20 protein-coding genes and 1 pseudogene are annotated in these 21,864 nt (G+C 72.0%); 8 read left to right on the top strand and 13 right to left on the bottom strand.

Features of this window, described 5'->3' with window-relative positions:
- Positions 1–6 precede the first annotated feature (6 nt).
- The 4 genes from ACZ7L4_RS10975 to ACZ7L4_RS10960 form a co-directional block, all read right to left on the bottom strand.
- The gene (locus tag ACZ7L4_RS10975) at positions 7–2,190 is read right to left on the bottom strand and encodes a 3-hydroxyacyl-CoA dehydrogenase NAD-binding domain-containing protein (RefSeq protein ID WP_472101414.1); all 2,184 of its coding nucleotides are present in this window, start codon (positions 2,188–2,190) and stop codon (positions 7–9) included.
- A 35-nt stretch (positions 2,191–2,225) separates the two neighbouring features.
- Positions 2,226–3,440 (bottom strand): acetyl-CoA C-acetyltransferase, encoded by a 1,215-nt coding sequence (locus ACZ7L4_RS10970; protein ID WP_472101413.1) that lies wholly within the window; start codon positions 3,438–3,440, stop codon positions 2,226–2,228.
- Between the two features lie 72 nt (positions 3,441–3,512).
- Positions 3,513–4,655 (bottom strand): acyl-CoA dehydrogenase family protein, encoded by a 1,143-nt coding sequence (locus ACZ7L4_RS10965; RefSeq protein ID WP_472101412.1) that lies wholly within the window; start codon positions 4,653–4,655, stop codon positions 3,513–3,515.
- An 8-nt stretch (positions 4,656–4,663) separates the two neighbouring features.
- Positions 4,664–5,821, bottom strand: coding sequence for a CaiB/BaiF CoA transferase family protein (locus ACZ7L4_RS10960; RefSeq protein ID WP_472101411.1), 1,158 nt, complete (start codon positions 5,819–5,821; stop codon positions 4,664–4,666).
- A 242-nt stretch (positions 5,822–6,063) separates the two neighbouring features.
- Here ACZ7L4_RS10960 and ACZ7L4_RS10955 point away from each other — a divergent pair, with 242 nt between their 5' ends.
- Entirely contained in the window at positions 6,064–6,816 is a 753-nt protein-coding gene (locus tag ACZ7L4_RS10955) for a hypothetical protein (RefSeq protein ID WP_472101410.1), read from the top strand.
- Positions 6,817–6,921: 105 nt separating this feature from the next.
- Positions 6,922–8,103 carry a saccharopine dehydrogenase family protein gene (locus tag ACZ7L4_RS10950; protein WP_472101409.1) on the top strand — a complete coding sequence of 394 codons (1,182 nt, stop codon included), beginning with the start codon at positions 6,922–6,924 and terminating at the stop codon, positions 8,101–8,103.
- On the opposite strand, the gene ACZ7L4_RS10945 is transcribed toward ACZ7L4_RS10950, so the two are convergent.
- The 5 genes and pseudogenes from ACZ7L4_RS10945 to tatA form a co-directional block, all read right to left on the bottom strand.
- The gene (locus tag ACZ7L4_RS10945) at positions 8,075–8,803 is read right to left on the bottom strand and encodes an endonuclease V (RefSeq protein WP_472101408.1); all 729 of its coding nucleotides are present in this window, start codon (positions 8,801–8,803) and stop codon (positions 8,075–8,077) included. The two genes, ACZ7L4_RS10950 and ACZ7L4_RS10945, sit on opposite strands and share 29 nt — an antisense overlap.
- Positions 8,804–8,812: 9 nt before the next feature.
- Positions 8,813–9,871: an acyltransferase family protein gene (locus ACZ7L4_RS10940; RefSeq protein WP_472101407.1), complete on the bottom strand. Its 1,059-nt coding sequence runs from the start codon at positions 9,869–9,871 to the stop codon at positions 8,813–8,815.
- Complete coding sequence (locus ACZ7L4_RS10935) at positions 9,868–10,449, bottom strand: TerD family protein (protein ID WP_472101406.1); 582 nt, start codon at positions 10,447–10,449, stop codon at positions 9,868–9,870. Before ACZ7L4_RS10935 ends, ACZ7L4_RS10940 begins: the two co-directional genes overlap by 4 nt.
- A 103-nt stretch (positions 10,450–10,552) precedes the next feature.
- Complete coding sequence (locus ACZ7L4_RS10930; protein ID WP_422414533.1) at positions 10,553–11,128, bottom strand: TerD family protein; 576 nt, start codon at positions 11,126–11,128, stop codon at positions 10,553–10,555.
- Positions 11,129–11,181: 53 nt separating this feature from the next.
- Positions 11,182–11,343: pseudogene (tatA, locus tag ACZ7L4_RS10925) on the bottom strand (Sec-independent protein translocase subunit TatA); the annotation flags it as partial.
- 120 nt (positions 11,344–11,463) lie between these two features.
- Here tatA and ACZ7L4_RS10920 point away from each other — a divergent pair.
- Positions 11,464–12,927, top strand: a complete 1,464-nt coding sequence (locus tag ACZ7L4_RS10920) for an LCP family protein (RefSeq protein WP_472101405.1) — start codon at positions 11,464–11,466, stop codon at positions 12,925–12,927.
- A gap of 13 nt (positions 12,928–12,940) precedes the next feature.
- On the opposite strand, the gene mgtA is transcribed toward ACZ7L4_RS10920, so the two are convergent.
- On the bottom strand, positions 12,941–15,505 hold the full coding sequence (gene mgtA / locus ACZ7L4_RS10915; RefSeq protein WP_472101404.1) for a magnesium-translocating P-type ATPase: 2,565 nt from the start codon (positions 15,503–15,505) through the stop codon (positions 12,941–12,943).
- Positions 15,506–15,515: 10 nt separating this feature from the next.
- Positions 15,516–15,872, bottom strand: coding sequence for an ArsR/SmtB family transcription factor (locus ACZ7L4_RS10910; RefSeq protein WP_422414536.1), 357 nt, complete (start codon positions 15,870–15,872; stop codon positions 15,516–15,518).
- Positions 15,873–15,965: 93 nt separating this feature from the next.
- On the opposite strand from ACZ7L4_RS10910, the gene ACZ7L4_RS10905 reads away from it, so the two are divergent.
- Positions 15,966–16,397, top strand: coding sequence for a GNAT family N-acetyltransferase (locus ACZ7L4_RS10905; protein WP_472101403.1), 432 nt, complete (start codon positions 15,966–15,968; stop codon positions 16,395–16,397).
- Between the two features lie 13 nt (positions 16,398–16,410).
- Here ACZ7L4_RS10905 and ACZ7L4_RS10900 read toward each other — a convergent pair whose 3' ends face one another.
- On the bottom strand, positions 16,411–16,977 hold the full coding sequence (locus ACZ7L4_RS10900) for an MSMEG_1061 family FMN-dependent PPOX-type flavoprotein (RefSeq protein ID WP_472101402.1): 567 nt from the start codon (positions 16,975–16,977) through the stop codon (positions 16,411–16,413).
- Positions 16,978–17,106: 129 nt separating this feature from the next.
- Between ACZ7L4_RS10900 and ACZ7L4_RS10895 the strand changes: the two genes are divergently transcribed.
- Genes ACZ7L4_RS10895 through ACZ7L4_RS10880 form a run of 4 tightly spaced genes read left to right on the top strand, consistent with a single transcriptional unit; the run spans position 17,107 to position 21,038 of the window.
- Positions 17,107–18,126, top strand: coding sequence for a FecCD family ABC transporter permease (locus ACZ7L4_RS10895; protein ID WP_472101401.1), 1,020 nt, complete (start codon positions 17,107–17,109; stop codon positions 18,124–18,126).
- Positions 18,126–19,178, top strand: coding sequence for a FecCD family ABC transporter permease (locus tag ACZ7L4_RS10890; protein WP_472101400.1), 1,053 nt, complete (start codon positions 18,126–18,128; stop codon positions 19,176–19,178). The genes ACZ7L4_RS10895 and ACZ7L4_RS10890 overlap by 1 nt, the downstream gene beginning before the upstream one ends.
- A 2-nt stretch (positions 19,179–19,180) precedes the next feature.
- Complete coding sequence (locus ACZ7L4_RS10885; protein ID WP_472101399.1) at positions 19,181–20,005, top strand: ABC transporter ATP-binding protein; 825 nt, start codon at positions 19,181–19,183, stop codon at positions 20,003–20,005.
- 37 nt (positions 20,006–20,042) lie between these two features.
- Positions 20,043–21,038 (top strand): iron-siderophore ABC transporter substrate-binding protein, encoded by a 996-nt coding sequence (locus ACZ7L4_RS10880; RefSeq protein WP_472101398.1) that lies wholly within the window; start codon positions 20,043–20,045, stop codon positions 21,036–21,038.
- On the opposite strand, the gene ACZ7L4_RS10875 is transcribed toward ACZ7L4_RS10880, so the two are convergent.
- Entirely contained in the window at positions 21,039–21,854 is an 816-nt protein-coding gene (locus tag ACZ7L4_RS10875) for an ABC transporter permease (RefSeq protein WP_472101397.1), read from the bottom strand.
- Between the last annotated feature and the right edge of the window lie 10 nt (positions 21,855–21,864).

Genomic DNA, 21,864 nt, shown 5'->3' with positions numbered 1-21,864 from the left:
AAGACGTCAGTCCTTGAACGTCTCGCCCTTCTCGGCCTTCTCCACCAGCAGCGCGGGCGGCAGGAACCGGTCGCCGTAGCGGCCGGCCAGCTCGCGCGAGCGGGCGACGAATCCGGGCAGGCCGCCCTCGTAGCCGTTGATGTACTGGAGCACGCCGCCGGTCCAGCCCGGGAAGCCGATGCCGAAGATGGAGCCGATGTTGGCGTCGGCGACGGACGTGAGCACGCCCTCCTCGATGAGGCGGACCGTGTCGAGGGCCTCGGAGAAGAGCATCCGCTCCTTCATGTCCTCGAACGGGATCTCCGTGCCCGGCTTGGTGAAGTGCTCGCGCAGGCCCGGCCACAGCCCGGCCCGCTTGCCGTCCTCGCCGTACTCGTAGAAGCCCGCGCCCCCGCTGCGGCCCGGCCGCCCGAACTCGTCGACCATGCGGTCGATGACGGCCTCGGCCGGGTGGGTCTCCCAGGTGCCGCCGGCCTCGACGATCGCGGCCTTCGTCTCCTCGCGGATCTTGCGGGGCAGGGTGAGGGTCAGCTCGTCCATCAGGGACAGGACCTTCGCCGGGTAGCCGGCCTGGCCCGCCGCCTGCTCGACCGACGCGGGCTCGACGCCCTCGCCGACCATGGCGACGCCCTCGTTGATGAAGTGCCCGATGACGCGCGAGGTGAAGAAGCCGCGCGAGTCGTTGACCACGATGGGCGTCTTGTTGATCTGCCGTACGAGGTCGAAGGCGCGGGCCAGGGCCTCGTCGCCGGTGCGCTCGCCCTTGATGATCTCGACGAGCGGCATCTTGTCGACGGGCGAGAAGAAGTGCAGGCCGATGAAGTCGTCCTGCCGCTCGACGCCCTCGGCGAGGGTGGTGATCGGCAGCGTCGAGGTGTTGGAGCAGAGCAGGGCGTCGGGGGCGACGATGTCCTGGATCTCCTGGAACACCTTGTGCTTGAGCGAGGGGTCCTCGAAGACGGCCTCGATGACCGCGTCGCAGCCGGCCACGGCCTGCGGGTCGGAGGCCGGGGTGATGCGGGCGAGCAGCGCGTCCGCCTTCTCCTGGGTGGTGCGGCCGCGCTTGACGGCCTTGGCGCACAGCTTCTCGGAGTACGCCTTGCCCTTGGCGGCGGCCTCGTCGGTGACGTCCTTGAGGACGACCTCGATGCCCGCGCGGGCGCAGGAGTAGGCGATGCCGGCGCCCATCATTCCGGCGCCGAGGACGGCGACCTTGTTCACCTTGCGGGGCTCGATGCCCTTGGGGCGGTTGGCGCCCGAGTTCACGGCCTGGAGGTCGAAGAAGAACGCCTGGATCATGTTCTTCGCGGTCTGGCCCGTGACCAGCTCGGTGAAGTAGCGGGCCTCGATCGCGAGGGCGTTCTCGAAGTCGACCTGGGAGCCCTCGACGGCCGCCGCGAGGATGTTGCGCGGGGCCGGGTACGGGGCGCCGTTGACCTGCTTCTTCAGGTTGGCCGGGAAGGCGGGCAGGTTCGCGGCGAGCTTGGGGCTCGCGGGGGTGCCGCCGGGGATGCGGTAGCCGGGCTTGTCCCAGGGCTGCTGCGACTCCGGGTTGGCGTCGATGAAGGCGCGGGCCTTCTCGATCATCTCCTCGCGGGTCGCGGCGACCTCGTGGACCAGGCCGTTCTCCAGGGCGCGCTGCGGGTTGTACTGGGTGCCCTGGAGCAGCACCTTCAGGAGCGCGTCGGCGATGCCCATGAGGCGGACGGTGCGGGTGACGCCGCCGCCCGCGGGGAGCAGGCCGAGCGTGACCTCGGGCAGGCCGATCTTCGAGCCCGGCGCGTCGAGCGCGACGCGGTGGTGACTGGCGAGCGCGATCTCGTAACCGCCGCCCAGGGCCGCGCCGTTGATGGCCGCGACGACGGGCTTGCCGAGGGTCTCGATGCGGCGCAGCGAGTTCTTGATGCCGATGCCGGTCTCGAAGACGGACTGGGCGTCCTCGGGGCCCGCCTTCATCATGTCCTTGAGGTCACCGCCCGCGAAGAAGGTCTTCTTGGCGGAGGTGTAGATGAACCCGCGGATCGAGTCGGGGGTCGCGGCGATCTCGGCCTCGGCGCGGTCGGCGATCGCGGCGATGGAGTCCTTGAACGCCTGGTTCATGGTGTTCGCGGACTGGTTGGGGTCGTCCAGGACGAGCGTGACGATGCCGGTGTCGTCCTGCTCCCAGCGGATGGTGGTGCTCTCGGTCATCTGCGTAGCTCCGTAAGGGGTTTCGGGACGAGGGGTCAGACGCGCTCGACGATGGTGGCGATGCCCATGCCGCCGCCGACGCACAGCGTGGCCAGGCCGTACCGCTTGTCCTGCCGCTCCAGCTCGTCGACGAGGGTGCCGAGGATCATCGCGCCGGTGGCGCCGAGGGGGTGGCCGAGCGCGATGGCGCCGCCGTTGACGTTGACCTTGTCCAGGGACAGGCCCATGTCCTTCACGAAGCGCAGCACGACCGCCGCGAACGCCTCGTTGATCTCGACGAGGTCGATGTCGTCGATGGTCAGACCGGCCTTGGCGAGCGCCTTGCGGGAGGCGGGCGCGGGACCGGTGAGCATGATGGTCGGCTCGGAGCCGGAGACCGCGACGGAGACGATGCGGGCGCGCGGGGTCAGGTCGTAGCGCTCCCCCACCTCGCGGGAGCCGATGGCCACCAGCGAGGCGCCGTCGACGATGCCGGAGGAGTTGCCCGCGTGGTGCACGTGGTCGATCTTCTCGACCCAGTGGTACTTCTGCAGCGCCACCGCGTCGAAGCCGCCGAGGTCGCCGATGTCCTTGAACGAGGGCTTCAGCTTGCCCAGCGAGTCGGCCGTCGTGCCGGGGCGCAGGTGCTCGTCGTGGTCGAGGACGGTGAGGCCGCTGCGGTCCTTGACCGGGACGATCGAGCGCGTGAAGCGGCCGTCCTTCACGGCGGCGGCCGCGCGCTCCTGCGACATCGCGGCGTACTCGTCGACGTCGCGCCGCGAGAAGCCCTCGATGGTGGCGATGAGGTCGGCGCCGATGCCCTGCGGCACGAAACCGGTCTCGTACGCGGTCATCGGGTCCATCGCCCAGGCGCCGCCGTCGGAGCCCATCGGCACGCGCGACATCGACTCGACGCCGCCCGCGAGGACGAGGTCCTCCCAGCCCGAACGGACCTTCATCGCCGCGAGGTTGACGGCCTCCAGGCCCGAGGCACAGAAGCGGTTCTCCTGCACGCCCGCCACCGTGTCGGGCAGTCCGGCCGCGATGGCGGCGATGCGCGCGATGTCGGAGCCCTGGTCGCCGATCGGTCCGACGACACCGAGCACGATGTCGTCGATGGCGGCCGGGTCGAGGTCGGGGAAGCGCGCCCTGATCTCGTGGATCAGGCCGACGACCAGGTCGATCGGCTTGGTGCCGTGCAGGGAGCCGTTGGCCTTGCCGCGGCCGCGCGGGGTGCGGATCGCGTCGTATACGTACGCGTCTGTGGTCACGGGAGGTGCCTTTCGAAGCGGCGGAACAGAGGGTTCGATTCTGCGGGGGTGTCCGCGGAGGGTGGTGCGGGATCAGGTCAGCAGCGAACGGCCGATGATCTCCTTCATGATCTCGGTCGTGCCGCCGTAGATGGTCTGGATGCGCCCGTCGGTGAACGCCTTCGCGACGCGGTACTCGGTCATGTACCCGTACCCGCCGTGCAGTTGGAGGCAGCGGTCGGCGACGCGCTTCTGCAGCTCGGTCGCCCACCACTTCGCCATCGAGGCGTGCACGGCGTCGAGTCGCCCGTCCGAGTGGTCCTCGATGCAGCGGTCGAGGAACGTACGGGTGACGGCGCACTCGGTGGCCATCTCCGCGATCTCGAAGCGGATGTGCTGCTTCGTGGCGAGCGGGCGCCCGAAGGCCTCGCGCTCCTTCACGTACTCGGTGGTGATCTCCAGGAGGTGCTCGGCGGCGGCGATCGCGGCGACCGCGATGCCCATGCGCTCCTGCGCGAGGTTCGTCATCAGGTGGATGAACGCGCCGTTGAGCTCGCCGAGGAGGTTCTCCTTCGGGACGCGGACGTCGTTGAAGAACAGCTCGGCGGTGTCCTGGGACTTCTGGCCGATCTTGTCGAGGTTGCGGCCGCGCTCGAAGCCCTCCATGCCGCGCTCGACGACGAGCAGGGAGAGGCCGTGCGCGCCGCCCTCGGGGGTCGTCTTGGCGACGACGATCACGAGGTCGGCGAGGATCCCGTTCGAGATGAACGTCTTCGAGCCGTTGAGCAGCCAGTGGTCGCCCTTGTCCTCGGCGGCGGTGCGGATGCCCTGGAGGTCGGAGCCCGCGCCGGGCTCGGTCATGGCGATCGCCGTGATGATCGAGCCGTCGCAGAAGCCGGGCAGCCAGCGCCGCTTCTGCTCGTCGGTGGCGAGCGCGGTGAGGTACGGGCCGATGATGTCGTTGTGCAGGCCGACGGCGAGGCCCGAGGCGCCCGCGCGCGTGAACTCCTCGGCGAGCACGGCCGGGTAGCGGAAGTCGGCGTTGCCGCCGCCCCCGAACTCCTCGGGCACGGCGAGCCCGAGCAGGCCCTGGCGTCCGGCGGCGAGCCACGCCTCGCGGGAGACGATGCCGTCCTTCTCCCACTGCTCGTAGTGCGGCGTCACCTCCTTGGCGAGGAAGGTGCGCACGGTCTCGCGGAACGCCTCGTGCTCGGCGCTGAACAGGCGTCGTTCCATGCTCGCGATCAACTGCCTTTCGTGGTGGGCTCGTTCAGGGCCGGTACGTCCCAGTCGAGCGCGACGTCTGCGGTGTCGGCGCCGGGCTGGGCGGGGCCCGAGTGGACGCTGGTGGGGGTGGTGGAGAAGCGGGGCGCGGGCGCCGGCTGGGTGAGGCCGCCGTGGTCGACGAAGGTGCCGCGGGCGGCGAGGTGCGGATGCTGCGGGGCCTCGCCGAGGGAGAGCACGGGCGCCACGCAGGCGTCCGAGCCCTCGAAGACGGCCGCCCATTCGTCGCGGGTGCGCTCCTTGAAGCGGGCGGCGACGGCCGCGCGCAGCTCGTCCCAGCGGGACAGGTCGTTGCGTGCCTCGGCCACCTCGCCGAGTTCGAGCAGCTGGGCGAACTCCGCGTAGAACTGCTGCTCAAGGGCGCCGACGGCCATGTGCTTGCCGTCGGCGGTCTCGTACGTGCCGTAGAACGGGGCGCCGCCGTCGAGGAGGTTGGCGGCGCGCCGGTCCTGCCAGCCGCCGGCCGCGAGCATCCCGTGGATCATCGTGCTGAGGTGCGCCGTGCCGTCGACGATCGCGGCGTCGACGACCTGCCCGGAGCCCGTGTCGCGGGCGTGGTGCAGGGCGGCGAGGATGCCGACGACGAGGTAGAGGGAGCCGCCCGCGTAGTCGCCGAGCAGGTTCGCCGGGGCCACCGGCGGGCGGTCCGGGTCGCCGGTCAGGCCGAGGGCGCCGGTCAGCGCGATGTAGCCGATGTCGTGTCCGGCGCGCTGGGCGAGCGGGCCCTCCTGGCCCCAGCCGGTCATCCGGCCGTAGACCAGCTTCGGGTTCCGCCGGTGGCACTCCTCGGGGCCGACGCCGAGCCGCTCGGCGACGCCCGGCCGGTAGCCCTCGATGAGCACGTCGGCGCGCGCGGCGAGGTCAAGGACCCGCGCGGGCCCGTCCTCGGCCTTCAGGTCGACGATCACCGAGCGCTTGTTGCGGTTCGTGACGTCGAACTCCGGGGGAACCCCGAGCGCCTGGCCGCCGGGCCGGTCGACGCGTACGACATCGGCCCCGAGGTCGGCGAGGAGCATCGCGGCGAACGGCCCGGGACCGATCCCGGCCAGCTCCACCACGCGCACCCCGACGAGCGGGCCACCGCGCCGACCACCGCTTTCCGTGCCTGCCACTGCCATTCCGCGACGCCCCCAGCTTGTGACACTAATGATGTAACACCAGTGATGCTATGAACCCGCTCCGCTCAGCACAAGCCCCCAGCAAGCAAGCGCTTAGCCAATTCTCGCCGCTCGCCCCGCCCGGTACCGGCCGTTCCGCCCCGTGCGCCCCAAGTGGCGGCCTCCCTTCCGGTGACCACCCGGACGAGAGGGGTATTCGGTGACGTCTCACGAAAATCACGCGAACCACGGAGGGAGACGACGTGGCGCACAGCAGGCGAATGACGGCACTGACGATGGTCACCGGGATCACGGCTCTGGGACTCCTGGGCTGCGGAGGCGACAAGGAGGCATCGGACGAACCCTTCGCCGGCAAGAGCGCGGACCGGATCGCGGCCGACGCCGTGCAGGCCACCCGGCAGGCCGAATCGATGCACATCAAGGGCACCACGCAGCAGAAGACCGGCGAGCGGCTCACCGTCGACCTCACCGTGGACCAGAGCAAGAACTGCGAGGGCACCGTCACGATGGCCGGCACGACGGCCGACGTGCGCCACCTCGACGGCACGCTCTACTTACGGGGCGACGAGAAGTACTGGCAGACGACGCTGAAGGAACAGCCCGGGGCCACCAAGCTGGTGCCGAAGCTCAAGGACAAGTGGGTGAAGACCCCGGCGAACGACGCCATGACCCGGGGCCTGTGCGACAAGCAGGGCCTCGTCGCGTCCATGGACGAGGACAAGTCCGAGCGCCGGGGGATGAAGAGGAGCGGCACCGCGGACGTCGACGGCACCAAGGCCGTCCGGCTCACGAAGAAGACCTCCGGCGGCGAGACGCTGTCGCTGTACGTCGCCGCCGAGGGCAAGCCGTACATCCTGCGCACCACGTCGACCGGCGGCAAGAACCCCAACAGCGCCACCTTCGGCGACTACGACAAGGCCGTGCGCCCGCAGGAGCCCTCGCCCGACGAGACCGTCGACCTCGAGGAACTCGCGCGGTCGGCGGAGCGCGCCTGACCGCACCGCCCCCGCCACGGGACGGAGGGCCCCCGCTGCTCCCGTCCCACCCTTCACGCTAGCCTCGGCCACCGACAACGGCACACGACGCGGGTGAGGGGTGGCATGAACGAGTCGAGCAGGACGTACGACCTGGTGCTGTTCGGGGCGACGGGGTTCGTGGGGGTGCTCACCGCCGAGTACCTCGCGGCCAACGCGCCCCAAGGGCTGCGCTGGGCGATCGCCGGGCGCGACACCACGAAGCTGGAGCGGCTGCGCGAACGGCTGACCGAGATCAACCCCGAGTGCGCGGTGCTCCCGCTGGTCCGCGTGGACATCGCCGAACGCTCGTCGCTGCGCGAACTCGCCGTCAACACACGGGTGGTGGCGACGACCGTGGGCCCCTACCTGGAGTACGGCGAGGGGCTCGTCGCCGCGTGCGCGAGCGCGGGCACCGACTACGTGGACCTCACCGGCGAGCCGGAGTTCGTGGACCTCATGTACGTGCGGCACGACGCCCGCGCGCGCGACACCGGCGCCCGCATCGTGCACGCCTGCGGCTTCGACTCCATCCCGCACGACCTGGGCGCGTACTACACCGTCAAGCAGCTGCCGGAGGGCGTGCCGCTGCGCGTCGACGGCTTCGTACGGTCGAACGCGACGTTCTCCGGCGGCACGTTCAACTCCGCCCTGAACCAGTTCTCGCGGGCCCGGCAGATGCTCGCTGCCCAGCAGGAGCGGCGCCGCCACGAGCCGCGCCCCATCGACCGCACGGCGTACGCGCCGACCGGCACCCCGCGCTTCGCCAAGGAGATCGGCGCGTGGGCCCTGCCGCTGCCGACGATCGACCCGCAGATCGTGCAGCGCTCGGCGCGGGCCGTCGCACGCTACGGCCCCGACTTCCGCTACCGGCACTACGCGGCCGTGAAGACGCTGCCGTTCGCGGTGGGCGGCGTGGTGGGCATGGGCGCGCTGTTCGCCGCGTCCCAAGTGCCGCCGGTGCGCCGCTGGTTGGGCGGGCGGCTCAAGCCGGGCGAGGGCCCCGACGAGGCGCGCCGGGCCAAGAGCTGGTTCTCGGTGCGGTTCGTGGGCGAGGGCGGCGGGCGCCGCGTCTACACGGAGGTGTCCGGCGGCGACCCCGGCTACGCGGAGACCGCGAAGATGCTCGCCGAGTCCGCGATGTGCCTGGTGCGCGACGAACTCCCGGACACGGCGGGGCAGGTGACCACGGTCGAGGCCATGGGCGACGCCCTCATCGAGCGGCTGACGAAGGCCGGGATCACGTTCCGGGTCGCGGCCGAACGCTGAGGTCCGCCGGACCCGTCCGCGCGGCGAGCGCCTCCCGGCACAGGCGGTCCGCCCGGCGGGTCGTCTCCGGGACGCGGTACTTCGGCGTGAGCGACAACGCGTGCGCGCACGCGTTGTCGAGCGAGATCCGGTGGCCCACGGACACGTACACCGGTTTCACGCCGTCCTGGGTGCGCAGCGCGCGGCCGACCTCCTCGTCGCCGTCGAGCAGCGCCGCCGCGCTCCCCCGCCGCGCGCCCAACTCGCCGTGGGAGAAGACGAAGGGGTTCTTCGCGACGCCCATGGTGGGCAGCCCGGTGAGCACGCCCAGGTGGCTCGCGAGGCCGAAGCGGCGCGGGTGGGCGAGCCCGTAGCCGTCGCAGACCACGAGCCCGGGGTCACGGGTCAGCGCCTCGAGGGCGCCCAGGACCGCCGGGATCTCGCGGAAGGCCAACAGGCCGGGCACGTAGGGGAAGGCGACCTCGCCGACGGCCGTCGCCTCCTCGACGACGGCGAGTGTCGCCGCGTCCAGGACGACCGCGGCCGCGGCGACGACACCCCGCTCGTCGTCGTAGGCGACGTCGATCCCGGTGACCGTGCCGGTGCCCGGCGGCGGACCGGGCTCGCCGCGCACGACGCGGTCGCGCAGCGCGTCCTGCATGCCGCGCGCCGCGTCCTCGTCGGCCGGCCAGCCGTCGGGCACTCCCGTGATCGTCACCATGCGCCGACCCTAGCCCTTGACTTCGGGCTCCCGTCTGAACGCCCACTCCATCCGCGGCTCCATGACGAACCGGAACGTCCGTTGCACCGGTGGCGTGCACAGCACGGTGATCACGGCCGCCGCGACGAGCGTCACCACGATCTCGCCCCACGGGGTGTGCACCCAGTCGACCTCGTACCAGTCCCAGAAGCGAGAGCCCTTGGCGAGGAAGCCGTGCAGCAGATAGCCGTAGAGCGTGCCCGCGCCGAGCGCCGTGAACCAGAGCCTGCGGCCCGGCACCCACGCGAGGAAGCACGCGACGAGGATCGCCGAGCAGCCGAACATGGCCAGCGTCATGGCCACCCCGGTCCAGCCGGGCGCCCCCAACTCCTGGGCGCTGTCGCGGCGGTAGAACCAGGCCGCGTTCATCCTCGGCACCGCCCAGTACGCGAACAGCAGGGCCGCCGCGAACACCGGCACCGCCAGGATCCGCGCCTCCTTGCGGCGCACCAGCTGGAAGTGCTCCGGCTTCAGGACCAGGCCGAGCACGAAGAACGGCAGGAACTGCAGGACGCGTTGCAGGTCGAGGTCGTCGCCGATGCTGGGCGAGACCGAGGCGAGCGCCGCGATGGCGAGCGCCACCGGCAGCGGCCACCGGATCACCTTCCACAGCGGTGTGGTCAGCCGCCACACGAACAGCGCGATCAGGAACCAGGTGAGGTACCAGGGGTCGAGCAGGCTGATCGGGTAGCCCGGGTCGTCGCCCGCCGTCCGCTTGAAGAGCGTGTAGGCGACCTCGAACACCACGTACGGCACGGCCACGCCCGTGATCAGCCGCTTCAGTCGACCGGGGCTCGCGTCGAAGGAGCGCGAGAAGTAGCCGGAGATGACGATGAACGCGGGCATGTGGAAGGCGTAGACCGTGGTGTAGAGCGCGGCCGCCGCGCGGCTGTCGTCGCGCAGCGGCTCCCACGCGTGCCCCATCGCGACGAGCACGATCGCCAGGTACTTGGCGTTGTCGTGGAACGCGTCCCGGCCCCCCTTGACCGCGCGGGTGCGCGCGGGGGCCGGGACGGTCGCCAGGCTCACAGGTGGCGGGTGATCGCGGGCATCAGGTCCTGGAAGGTCCGGCCCGCGGCCGGCTCCCCGATCGCTCTGAGCTTCCAGCCGGTGCCCTCGCGCTGGACCTTCGCCATGATCTGCGCGGTGTGGCTGCCGCCGCCGTCAAGAGTGTAGCGGGCGAGCTCCTCACCCGTGGTCTCGTCGACGAGGCGGCAGTACGCGCTGCCCACCTCGGCGAAGGTCTGGCCGGTGAACGAGTTCACGGTGAAGACGATCTGGTCCACCTCGCCGGGGACGCGCGGGAGGTCGACGGTGATGGACTCGTCGTCGGCCTGCCCGGTGCCGCCCACGAGGTTGTCGCCGCTGTGCCGCACCGAGGCGTCCTCGCTGACGAGGTGGCGGAAGAAGACGACGTCGACATAGCTCTGTCCGGCGAAGAGCACGGCGGAGGCGTCGAGGTCGATCTCGCGGGTGCCGGTCAGCTTGGCGAGGAAGCCCTTGCGGGGCGCGGCCTGCCAGCCGAGTCCCATCCGGACGACGGTCAGGGCGTCGCCGGTGTCCTTGCTGAGGCTGATCTGCTGGCCCTTGGCCAGGTTCACTGACATGCGGTGCCTTCTGGTCGGGCGGTCGATGGGTTGTTGAGGGCTGTCGTACGCGGCGCCGCCCGCCCGGGGTTCGGGGACGGGCGGCGCCGCGGGGGCGCGTGCCTCAGACGTTGACGCCGAAGTCCTGCGCGATGCCGGCCAGGCCCGAGGCGTACCCCTGGCCCACGGCGCGGAACTTCCACTCCGCGCCGTGCCGGTACAGCTCGCCGAAGACCATCGCCGTCTCGGTGGAGGCGTCCTCGGAGAGGTCGTAGCGGGCGATCTCGGCGCCGCCCGCCTGGTTCACGACGCGGATGAACGCGTTGCGGACCTGGCCGAAGCTCTGGCCGCGCGGCTCGGCGTCGTGGATCGACACCGGGAAGACGATCTTGTCGACCTCGGCGGGCACCCCGGCGAGATTCACCTTGATGCTCTCGTCGTCGCCCTCGCCCTCACCGGTGAGGTTGTCCCCGGTGTGCTCGACCGAGCCGTCCGGGCTGGTGAGGTTGTTGTAGAAGACGAAGTGCCGGTCCGAGAGCACCTTCCCGGCCGCATCGCACAGCAGGGCGCTCGCGTCGAGGTCGTAATCGGTACCCGTCGTCGTGCGCACGTCCCAGCCCAGGCCGACCGTGACCGCGGTCAGGCCCGGCGCCTCCTTGCTGAGCGAGACATTGCCGCCCTTGCCCAGGGAAACTCCCACTGCTGTTACCTCCATCATTTCCAACACTTGCGCAAAGCTTAAAGTGGTGTCGCGGTCTCGTCGCTCTCCTTCATGGCCTTCGTCTCGCTCTTGAGGATGCGCAAAGACTTGCCCAGGGAGCGTGCGGTGTCCGGCAGCTTCTTGGAGCCGAAGAGCACGATGATCACGACGCCCAGGACCAACAGGTGCCAGGGCTCCAGTGCGTTTCGGAACATGGCGTTCACCTCTTGTCGTGGTCGGACCGCGACCGGGGTGGACGTGCCACCCCCACAGCCGCGCTTGCTACATTGCGCAACTGTACAACCATCGGGTGGAACGACAGCAAGGGCAGGGGCATGGGGCGACGGCGCAAGCGCAGCCGACTGCGGATCACTCTCGTGACGGGCCTCGCGATGCTCGTCCTGATCACGGGCGGGGCCGGGTGGCTGTATCTGAAGCTGAACGGCAACATCGACACGTTCGGCTCGGACGGCCTGTCCAGGAACCGGCCCGACGCCGACGCGTCCAAGGGCGAGAACGTGCTGGTCATCGGCACCGACGCGCGCACCGGCGGGAACAGCGACCTCGGCGGCGGCGACAAGAACGACATCGGCCGCTCGGACACCGCGTTCCTGCTGCACGTCTACGCCGACCACCGGCACGCCGTCGGCGTCTCCATCCCCCGCGACACCCTGGTCACCATCCCGCCGTGCAAGCTGCCGGACGGCACGTGGAGCGACACGCGCACCAACGTGATGTTCAACGCGGCCTACACGACGGGCCAGACCGCCCAGGGGAATCCGGCCTGCACCCAGAACACGGTCGAGCAGCTCACCGGGCTGCGCGTCGACCACACCGTCGTCGTCGACTTCAAGGGCTTCTCCCAGCTGACCGACGTGGTCGGCGGCGTCCGGGTCTGTCTGCCCAACGACGTCTACCAGAAGGACCTCGACCCGAACCGGCCCACGCAGGGCAAGCGCCTGTTCAAGAAGGGCGAGCAGACCGTCGCCGGGCAGCGGGCGCTCGACTACGTCCGCATCCGGCACGGCATCGGCGACGGCTCCGACATCGGCCGCATCCAGCGCCAGCAGTCGTTCGTCTCCAGCCTCATCAAGAAGATCAAGTCCGACGGCTTCACCCCGACCAAGCTGCTGCCGCTCGCCGACGCCGCCACGAAGTCGATGACCGTCGACCCCGGCCTCGGCTCCGCGGACAAGCTGCTCGCGTTCGCGATGTCCCTGAAGAACGTCGACCTGCACAACACCAAGTTCGTCACCATCCCCTGGCAGTACGAGGGCGATCGCGTCGCCGTCGTGCACCCGGACGCCGACGCGCTGTGGGCCGCGCTCAAGGAGGACCGCACGCTCGACGGCAAGGACGCGAGCGGGAAGAAGGGCAGCGCCAAAGCCGGTGCCACGCCCAGCCCGAGCGCCACCGACGAGGTGTCCGGCAAGGGCGTCTCCGTCACCGTCTACAACGGCACCGCCACGCCCGGACTCGCCGCCGACGCCGCCGCGGCACTCACCGGCCGCGGCTTCACCGTCCCGGCGACGGGCAACGCCGCCGACCGGGCCCGCGCCACCACGACCATCACCTACGGCCCCGGCGAGAAGGCCCACGCCTCCGCCGTCGCCCGGCTCTTCCCCGACGCCGAACTGACCGCGGGCACCGCCCCGGGCATCGGCGTGGTGCTCGGCGCGGACTACCGGCCGGGCAGCGCGGCCTCACCGACGCCGACCCCGACGACGGTGCCCTCCGGAGTGGCCGACACCGCGCGCTCGGCGGACCAGGACATCTGCTCCCACCTGTCCTACGGGTGAGTGGCCCGCCCGCTTATGGACGGTCCGCCCAGCGGCCACGCCGCAGCAGGACCAGCGCCAGCGCGTACGCCACGAGGATCGCCGCGAGCAGCGGGTAGTAGACGAGCGGCAGGCCCGAGACGCCGAGCCACGGGCCGAGCGGGGTCAGCGGCAGCAGAATCGCGACGGCGGCAAGGCCGGTCGCCGCCCAGCGCACCGGGCCCGGCGTGCGGCCCTCGGCGGTGCGGCGGCCCGTGCGCAGCAACAGCATCACGAGGGCCTGGGTCAGCAGGTTCTCGGTGAACCACCCGGCGTGGAAGCCCTGCTGGTCGCCGATGTTCAGGGAGCCGGGCAGGCACAGGGCGAGCGCGCCGAAGGTCGCGATGTCGGCGAGTGCGCCCAAGGCGCCGAAACCGGTGATGAAGCGCAGGAAGGGCCGCGGCCGCAGCACCGTGGGGCGGCGCAGCGCGGCCGTCCGCGGCCGGTCGAAGGCGAGTGCGAGCTGCGCCGCGTCGAAGCACAGGTTCTGGACGAGGACCTGCGGCGGCAGCATCGGCAGGAACGGCAGCAGCAGACCGGCCGCGAGCATCGCGATCACGTTGCCGAGGTTCGAGGAGAGCGTGATCCGCAGGTACGAGGCGATGTTGGCGCTGGAGTGCCGGCCCGCCACGACGGCGTGTTCGAGCGCGGTGAGGTCCTTGTCGGCGAGCACCACGTGCGCGCTCTCGCGGGCCACGTCGACGCCGCCCGCGGGGCACACGCCGACGTCGGCGGCGCGCAGGGCGGGCAGGTCGTTGACGCCGTCGCCGAGGAATCCGGCGGTGTGGCCGCGGCCGCGCAGGGCGGCGATGACGCGGGCCTTGTGCTCGGGGGTGCAGCGGGCGAAGACGGTGGTGCGGTCGGCGAGTTCCCCGAGCCGCGCGTCGTCGAGGTGCTCGATGTCGGCTCCGACGACCACGTCGCCGGGCTCGATCCCGACGTCCCGGCACACGCGGGTGGCGGTCGCCGGGTGGTCGCCGGTGAGCACCTTGACGGTGACGCCGCGCTCGCCGAGAGCGGCCACCGCGTCGTGGGCGGTGTCGGCCGGGGCGTCGTGGAACGCCACGAAGCCGCGGAAGACCAGCCCGCGTTCGTCGGCCGGGGTGTAGCCGCGGGTGCGGGCGGGGCGCTCGGCCGTGGCCACGGCCAGCAGCCGGACGCCGTCGGCCGCCAGCTCGGCGGCCCGGTTCCGCAGCGCGTCCCGCTCGTCCTCGTCGAGCGCGCAGCGCTCCAGGACCTCGGCGACGGCGCCCTTCACGGCGAGCACGTGCACGCCGAGCGTGCCGGGTTCCTTGACGACGGCGGTGGCCAGGCGGCGTACCGGGTCGAAGGGCAGCGCGTCGATCCCGTCGTACGCGTCCCAGTCCTCGGGTCCCGTGGCCGCGAGCAGCGCTTCGTCCAGCGGGTCGGGGTCGGTGAGTTCGGCGGTCTGCAGGGTCCACCAGGCCGAGGCGCCCGCCCAGTGCAGGGCCTCGGGGTCGGTGCGCTCGAGGTCGACGGCCGGCTGGTCGCGGGTGAGGGTGCCGGTCTTGTCGACGCACAGCACGTCGACGGCGCCGAGGTCGTGCAGCGCGGGCAGGCGGCGCACGATGACGCCGTGCGAGCGGGCGAGCAGGGAGGCGCCGCGGGCCAGGCAGATGGTGACGATGACCGGCAGCATCTCGGGAGTGAGGCCGACGGCGACGGCCACCGCGAACGGCAGGGTCTCCAGGCCCCGGCCGCGCACCGCCGCGTTCGCCATCAGGACCAGCGGCGGGGTCAGCAGCATGAAGCGGATCAGCACCCAGGAGATGCCGTGCACGCTGCGGTCGAAGGCGCTCGCGGGACGCTCGCGGCGCGCGCCGTGCACGGCGGCGAACCGGGTGTCGGCGCCGGTCGCGAGGACGACCGCGGTGCCGCTGCCGGAGGCGACGCTGCTGCCCTGGAACAGCAGGTGCCCCTCGCCGTCCCCGTCCGGCAGGTCGGCCGGCTCCTTCGGCACGGGCGCGGACTCGCCGGTCAGGGCGGCCTGGTGCACGGTGAGGCCGCGGGCCTTCAGCAGGCGTACGTCGGCGGGGACCAGGGCGCCGGGGGCGAGGCGCACCACGTCGCCGGGCACGAGGTCGTCGACGGGGATCTCGCGCACCCGCGGCTCGTCGTCGCGCCGGTCGCGGCGCTGGACGCTCGCGGTGCCCGCGACCATGGCGCGCAGTCCGGCGCCCGCCCGGTCGGCGCGGTACTCGCCGTGCGCGCGCAGCACGCTGCTGACGATCACCAGGGCGAGGATCACGCAGGCCGTGCCCCAGGAGGCGACGAGCGCGGAGACGAGTCCGAGGCAGAACAGGACGGTGGTGAACGGGTCGCGCAGGCTGCGCCACATCCGCAGCGGCCAGGAGGGCTGCCGGGCGGTGGGCAGGGTGTTGCCGCCGTACCGGGCCAGGCGCGCCTCGGCCTCGTGCGCGGTCAGTCCGCGCGGCCCCGTGTCCAGGGCGCGCAGGGTCTGCAGGGCGGTCGGGGCTTCGGGTGCGGTGCGCGGCTGCGGCAGCGAGCCTGTCCGCTCGGCCGGTTCGGAGACGGCCACGGGCCGGCCTTCAGGCCCCCGCGCCACGCAGGCGGCGCACCGGCGCCTTCGCCTGCTCGGCGCGCTCGGCGAGCTGGCCGATCATGAGGTGGACGACGCTCACGACCTCCGGGTCGTCGACGTAGTACACCTGCCGCCGGCCCTCGCGCCGGGACCGGACGAGACCGGCGAGCTTCAGCTTTGTCAGGTGCTGGCTGACGGCGGGCAGCGCGCCGCCCACCCGCTCGGCGAGCCCGCTCACGTCGCTCTCGCCCTGGGCCAGGGCCCACACCATGTGCAGCCGCACCGGCGAGGCGAGCAGCGCGAACGCCTCGGCCGCCTCGGCGAGCACATCAGCCGACGGATCCTCGAACCGCCCAGCCACCACAGCCCCACTCCCGTCCCCGGCATCAGTACGGAGCAAGTCTAGGCGTGCGCCGGGCCTCCCCGTTTCCGCGGCACCCCACCTAGGATGTAACACATGACCGACGTAACGGACCCTTACACCGTCGAGGCGGGAGTCCCGCCCGTCGACGTCTATCGGCGGCTGCGCACGGCCGCGGGGCTCTCCGACAAGGCCCCGGAGGCGGCCGCGATCGCCCTCCCCCACACCTGGCACGGCGTGCTCCTGCGACACCGGGGCGAGCCGATCGGGATGGGCCGGATCATCGGCGACGGCGGCACGGCCTTCCAGATCGTCGACATCTGCGTGCACCCGGACCACCAGGGCCGGGGACTCGGCAGGCGGATCATGGCGGCGCTCACCGAGGAACTGGACCGGCGCGCCCCTGCGACGGCCTACGTCTCGCTGATCGCGGACGGCCCCGCGAAGTTCCTCTACGAGAAGTACGGCTTCGCCGAGACCACGGAACACGGGTCGGTGGGCATGTACCGGGTGGGGCCCAGCCGGTAACGGCCCCGCCGGGTCAGGCCCGGCCGCCCTCCCACGTCTCCGGACGCCAGAGCCCCGCCCGGTTCAGCGACTGCGGGCAGTGGAGGTAGATCTCGTCGATGTCCAGGAGCAGGGCCAGGACCGGCTCCTGGCCCTTGACGGCCATGTCCGCGAAGAAGGGGGCGGCCGTCAGGATGCGGGCCCGGCCGTTGATGCGCAGGACGTCCTTGGCGCCGGGTATGAGGAAGAGCAGGCCCGCGTGCGGGTTCTGCAGGATGTTGTGGAAGCTGTCGCCGCGGCGATTGCCCGGACGGTCCGGCAGGGCGATCGTCCGGTCGTCGACGACGTGCGCGAAACCGGGACCGTCCCCGCGCGGCGACGTGTCGCAGTTGCCGTCCGCGTCGGACGTGGAGACCAGACAGAACGGCGACCGGGCCAGCAAGCCCTTGTCCTTCTCGGTGAGTTCCGCGTGCACCTTCTCGATCACGATGGGCCACGGCTCGCCGAGGATCTCACGCAGCCGCTCCGGGGAGCGCAACTCCTCGTAACCCTCGGGGAGTCGGGGCGATCCGGGCGCGAGGGTGTCCGTGACGTGCGGCAAGCCGACTCCTGAGTCCGAGGTGGTTGATTCCCGTACCTTATCCGATGTTAGGTTAGGCTCCCCTAACGTTCGGAGCGCCCGGTTCCGGCGCCTGCCGCTGCGCGGCCACAAGGTGAACAGGACGGAACGGTGCCACTCATAGCGCGGAGCCCCCGCGGACCCCTGCTCGCCGGACTGCTCCCCCTCGCCCTCGTGCTCGCGGGCGCCGTCCTGCTCAGCCTCCTCGTCGGCTCGGGCGACGTCCCGCTCGGCGACGTCGTGGCCGGCCTGTTCCACCCGGACCGCACCGACCGCGCCCAGCTGATCGTGCGCGAGGTCCGCGTCCCGCGCACCGCCGCGGGGCTCCTGGCCGGGGTCGCTCTCGGGCTCGCCGGCACGGTGATGCAGGGCGTGGCCCGCAACCCCCTGGCCGATCCCGGTCTGCTGGGCGTCAACGCGGGCGCCTCCGTCTGCGTCGTCTTCGCCATCAGCGTGCTCTCGCTGAGCGACCCCTCGCAGTACATCTGGTTCGGCTTCCTCGGCGCCTGCCTCGCCGCCGTCCTCGTGTACGGCGTCGGCAGCCTCGGCCGCGAGGGCGCGACCCCCGTGAAACTCGCCCTGGCCGGCGCCGCCGTGGCCGCCGCGCTCGGCTCGGTGACCAGCGCCATGCTGCTCACCGACAGCCGCACCTTCGACCAGTTCCGGTTCTGGCAGGTCGGCTCGCTGAACGGGCGCGAACCCGAAGTGCTGTGGCAGGCGCTGCCGTTCATCGTCGTGGGCGGCATCCTCGCGCTCGCCCTCGGCCCGCAGCTCAACACCCTGGCCCTCGGCGACGACACCGCCCGCGGCCTCGGTCAGCGGATCGCGCTCGCCCGGATGGGCGCGGCGGCCTGCGTGGTGCTGCTGTGCGGGGCGGCGACCGTCGTCGCGGGGCCGATCGCCTTCGTGGGCCTGGCCGTTCCGCACGCCGCGCGCCTGATCACCGGGCCCGACCACCGCTGGATCCTGCCGTACAGCGCGCTCCTCGCGCCCGCCGCGCTGCTCCTCGCCGACGTCGCCGGACGCCTCGTCGCCCGCCCGGGCGAGGTGCAGGTCGGCGTGATGACGGCGGCGCTCGGGGCGATCCCCTTCGTGGTCCTGGTGCGCCGCAGGAACGAGGTCGCGCTGTGATGACCACCGACCTTCGTCCCACCGACGCCGTGGCGCGTGTCGCCGCCGTACGCCGCCGTGGGCGCGCCCGGTTCACCGTCGTGAGCGCGGCGCTCGCCGTGGCCGCGTTCGCCGCGCTGTGCGTGTCGCTCTCCTTCGGCGACTACACGCTGCCGCTGACCGACGTCGTCCGCACCCTGTTCGGCGGCGGCGACAGCGGAACGCGGTTCGTGATCCTCGAACTGCGGCTCCCCCGCGCCCTGTTGGCGCTCCTCGTCGGCTGCTGTTTCGGGCTGTCCGGCGCCGTCTTCCAGACGCTGCTGCGCAATCCGCTGGCCAGCCCCGACATCATCGGCGTGAGTTCGGGCGCGGGCGCGGCCGTCGTGCTCGCCGGGGCGATCGCCGGGCTGAGCGGGCCGTCCCTGTCGGCCGTCGCGCTCGTGGGCGCGCTGGTGGCCGGGGCCGCCGTCTACCTGCTCGCCTGGCGCAGGGGTGTCACCGGCTACCGCCTCGTCCTGATCGGGCTCGGCGTCGGCACCGGCCTGTCCAGCCTCATCTCGTACCAGATGACCCGGTCCGACGTGACCGAGGCGCAGACCGCGTTCCTGTGGCTGGCCGGAAGCCTCAACGGGCGGTCCTGGCCCCAGTTCTGGCCCCTGCTCGGCGCCGCCGCGCTGCTGCTTCCGCTGACCGCCCTCGCCGCCCGCGCGCTGTCCGCGCTGCAGCTCGGCGACGACACCGCGGGCGGGCTCGGCGCCCGCGTCGAACGGGACCGGCTCGCGCTCCTGGCCTGCGCCACCGCGCTCGCCGGCGTGGCCACCGCAGCCGCGGGCCCGGTCGGCTTCGTCGCCTTCGTGTCGCCGCCGATCGCGCGCCGGCTCGTGCCGGGGCAGGGCGCTGCGCTGCTGCCGTCCGCGCTGACCGGGGCGCTGCTGGTGACGGTCGCCGACTTCGCGGGCCAGCACCTGCTGCCCGGCACCCAGTTGCCGGTCGGCATCGTCACGAGCGTGATCGGCGCCCCGTATCTGCTGTGGCTGCTCGCCCGGTCCAACCGCGCCGGGCAGGGCGGCTGACCATGACCACCACGAAGGAGAAGACCGTGGCATCCCCGCACACCCTGCAGGCCCGCGGCCTCGAACTCGGCTACGGCGAGCGGCGGATCGTCTCCGGCCTCGACGCGGACATCCCGGCGGGCCGCATCACGGTCGTCGTCGGCCCGAACGCCTGCGGCAAGTCGACGCTGCTGCGCTCGATGGCCCGGCTGCTCGCGCCGACCGACGGCGCGGTCCTGCTCGACGGGCACGACATCCAGAAGGCGTCGACCAAGGACGTCGCGGCGGTCCTCGGCGTGCTGCCGCAGACACCGGTCGCACCCGAGTCCATCACCGTCGCCGACCTGGTGGGCCGGGGCCGCTATCCGCACCAGGGCTGGTTCCGCCGCTGGACGGCCGCCGACGACGCGGCGGTCGCCGCCGCCCTGGGCGCGACCGACGTGCTCGACCTCGCCGACCGGCCCCTCGACCAGCTCTCCGGCGGCCAGCGCCAGCGCGTGTGGATCGCGATGGCGCTCGCCCAGGAGACGGACGTGCTCCTCCTCGACGAACCGACCACCTACCTCGACATCAGCCACCAGCTCGACGTCCTCGACCTGCTGACCGACCTGAACCGGGAGCGCGGCGTCACCCTCGTCGTGGTCCTGCACGACCTCAACCTGGCCTGCCGCTACGCCGATCACCTCATCGCCATGAAGGACGGCCGGATCGTCGCCGAGGGCGCGCCCTCCGACGTCGTGACCGAGTCCCTCGTCGACGAGGTCTTCGGGCTGCGCAGCACCGTCATCCCCGACCCGGCGTCCGGCACTCCGCTGATCGTTCCGATGGGCCGCCACCACATCCGGTAGCCCCACCTCCGCACCCTTCGTAGAGAGAACACACCCCATGACCCGCACCGCTCCTCGCAGACTCCTCATCGGAGCCGCCGCCCTCGTCCTCACCGGCTCGCTCGCCGCCTGCGGAGCCGAGAAGAGCGACGCCGCCGACGGCTCCGGCCAGAAGTCCTCCGGCGCCTTCCCGGCGAAGGTGTCCACCAAGTTCGGCACCGTCACGGTCAAGGAGCAGCCCAAGCGCGTCGTCGCCCTCGGCTGGGGCGACGCGGAGACCGCACTCGCGCTCGGGGTGCAGCCCGTGGGCGCGAGCGACTGGCTGGCGTTCGGCGGCGACGGCCTCGGCCCGTGGGCCAAGGGGAAGTACGACAAGTCCCCGCAGAAGATCGGCACGCTGGAGCCCGAGTACGAGAAGATCGCGGCTCTCAAGCCGGATCTCATCCTCGACACCAAGGCCAGCGGCGACAAGACCCGCTACAACACCCTCAACAAGATCGCGCCGACGGTCGGCGTGCCCAAGGGCGGCGACCAGTACAAGATCTCCTGGAAGAAGCAGACCGAGATGGTCTCGCAGGCGCTCGGCCTCGCCGACAAGGGCGAGAAGCTGATCGACGACACGGAGCGGGAGTTCGCCGCGTCCGCGAAGGAGCACCCGGAGTTCAAGGGGAAGACCATCACGGTCGGCTCGCGCACCGCCTCGTCCTGGGGCGCCTACGTGCGCGGCACCGGCCGCGTCGACTTCGTGGAGCGGCTCGGCTTCGAGAACAACCCGGCCGTTGAGAAGAAGGCCGGCAGCGCGTTCTCCGTGCCCGTCTCCGAGGAGAACCTCCAGATGCTGGACGCCGACCTCATGGTGATGGCGCCCATCGGCACCACCGCGAAGAAGATCGGCAGCGACCCGCTGTACAAGGCGATCCCGGCGGCGAAGAAGGGCCACTCGCTCGTCTTCGACGACACGAACATCAGCACCGCCTTCGCCACCGACTCCGTCCTGTCGGTGCGCTACGCGCTCGAGCACGTGGTGCCGCTGTTCGCGGACAAACTCAAGTAGTCACACCCGGCTGCCCGCCGCCGTGTCCGACGACAGCCGCTGCGCCACGTACACGGGGATCACCGACAGCAGCACAAGCACGACGGCCACCACGTTGACGACGGGGGCCTGCTGCGGGCGGGACATGTTGGAGAAGATCCAGATGGGCAGGGTCTGGACGCCCGCGCCCGCCGTGAACGTCGTCACCACGATCTCGTCGAAGGAGAGCGCGAACGCGAGCAGGCCGCCCGCCGCGAGCGCCGAGCGCATCAGCGGGAACGTGATGTCGCGGAAGGTGCGGAAGGTGTCGGCGCCGAGGTCCATCGCCGCCTCCTCGTACGAGCCGGTGAGGCGGCGCAGCCGGGCCGCCACGTTGTTGAAGACGACCACGACGCAGAACGTGGCGTGGCCGACGACCACCGTGAACAGGCCGAGGCCGATGCCGATGGGTTCGAGGACCGTGCGGAAGGCCGTGTTGAGGGCGACGCCGGTGACGATGCCGGGCAGCGCGATCGGCAGCACCACCGCGAAGGAGATCGCCTCGCGGCCGAAGAAGCGGTACCGGGAGACGGCGAACGCGACGAGCGTGCCGAGGACGAGGGCGATCGCCGTGGCGCCGACGCCCGCCTTCACCGACGTCCACAGTGCGTCCCGCGCGCCCGCGCTGTGCCAGGCGTCGCGCCACCAGTCGAAGGTGAGGCCGGGCGGCGGCCAGCCCGAACTGCGGTCCGGATTGAGGGAGTTGACGACGACCAGGAGCAGCGGGACGTAGATGACGGCGAAGCCGAGCAGGGCGCCGACGCGGAGCGCGATGCGGGCCGGGCGGGAGAGGTGCATCTGGCCCCCT

The organism is Streptomyces sp. NPDC107575 (genome assembly GCF_055657265.1).
This window is presented reverse-complemented; position numbering and strand designations above follow the sequence as displayed.

Excerpts from the sequence above, each read along its gene's own strand:
- ACZ7L4_RS10975 (WP_472101414.1), bottom strand. The coding sequence starts at position 2,190 with ATGACCGAGAGCACCACCATCCGCTGGGAGCAGGACGACACCGGCATC.
- ACZ7L4_RS10935 (WP_472101406.1), bottom strand. The coding sequence starts at position 10,449 with ATGTCAGTGAACCTGGCCAAGGGCCAGCAGATCAGCCTCAGCAAGGAC.
- ACZ7L4_RS10950 (WP_472101409.1), top strand. The coding sequence starts at position 6,922 with ATGAACGAGTCGAGCAGGACGTACGACCTGGTGCTGTTCGGGGCGACG.
- ACZ7L4_RS10890 (WP_472101400.1), top strand. The coding sequence starts at position 18,126 with ATGACCACCGACCTTCGTCCCACCGACGCCGTGGCGCGTGTCGCCGCC.
- ACZ7L4_RS10880 (WP_472101398.1), top strand. The coding sequence starts at position 20,043 with ATGACCCGCACCGCTCCTCGCAGACTCCTCATCGGAGCCGCCGCCCTC.
- ACZ7L4_RS10905 (WP_472101403.1), top strand. The coding sequence starts at position 15,966 with ATGACCGACGTAACGGACCCTTACACCGTCGAGGCGGGAGTCCCGCCC.
- ACZ7L4_RS10885 (WP_472101399.1), top strand. The coding sequence starts at position 19,181 with ATGACCACCACGAAGGAGAAGACCGTGGCATCCCCGCACACCCTGCAG.
- ACZ7L4_RS10875 (WP_472101397.1), bottom strand. The coding sequence starts at position 21,854 with ATGCACCTCTCCCGCCCGGCCCGCATCGCGCTCCGCGTCGGCGCCCTG.
- ACZ7L4_RS10960 (WP_472101411.1), bottom strand. The coding sequence starts at position 5,821 with ATGGCAGTGGCAGGCACGGAAAGCGGTGGTCGGCGCGGTGGCCCGCTC.
- ACZ7L4_RS10965 (WP_472101412.1), bottom strand. The coding sequence starts at position 4,655 with ATGGAACGACGCCTGTTCAGCGCCGAGCACGAGGCGTTCCGCGAGACC.
- ACZ7L4_RS10945 (WP_472101408.1), bottom strand. The coding sequence starts at position 8,803 with ATGGTGACGATCACGGGAGTGCCCGACGGCTGGCCGGCCGACGAGGAC.
- ACZ7L4_RS10920 (WP_472101405.1), top strand. The coding sequence starts at position 11,464 with ATGGGGCGACGGCGCAAGCGCAGCCGACTGCGGATCACTCTCGTGACG.